Below are 497 nucleotides of genomic sequence, written 5' to 3'. Positions count from 1 at the left end.
CCGCAGGCTCGAGGCCGAGGTCGCCTACCTAAAAAAATTGCGCGCCCTGGTCGAGCGGGACGGGCTCTGACCAGGGCGGCGGCCGAGGCGGTGAGGGCGCTGAGGGCGGAGGGGCACTCCCTGCGCCACCTTCTGGAGTGCTCGGGGCTCAGGAGGTCGACCTACTACTACGCGCTGGCGCACCCGCGGAGGCCGACCAGGCCCGAGCTGCGCGACGCCGCGGCCGAGATATTCTCGCGCACCGCCAACGGCTGCGGGCACCGGCAGATAGCCATGTGCCTGCGCGCCGAGCTGGGCGCGGTCGTGGCCGACAAGACCGTGCTCAAGATGATGCGCGAGATGGGCATCCGGTGCGCGATACGCCGCCGGGGCTCCCGCCGCCGGTACAGCTCCTACAGGGGGCTCGTGGGGAGCACGTTCGAGAACGTCATCGCGAGGGATTTCGGCGCCGAGGGGCCGTGGCAGAAGCTCGGCACCGACGTCACCGAGTTCAAGGT

General features: G+C 70.6%; 1 protein-coding gene. It reads left to right on the top strand.

The features are described 5' to 3' along the window. Nucleotides 1–90: 90 nt before the first annotated feature. Nucleotides 91–497, top strand: a 407-nt coding sequence (locus ACTQXM_RS09065; RefSeq protein WP_441547653.1) for an IS3 family transposase, incomplete at its 3' end; no start/stop codon positions are given.

The organism is Collinsella sp. LCP19S3_D3 (assembly GCF_052121455.1).
Taxonomy (GTDB): Bacteria; Actinomycetota; Coriobacteriia; order Coriobacteriales; family Coriobacteriaceae; genus Collinsella.
This window is presented reverse-complemented; position numbering and strand designations above follow the sequence as displayed.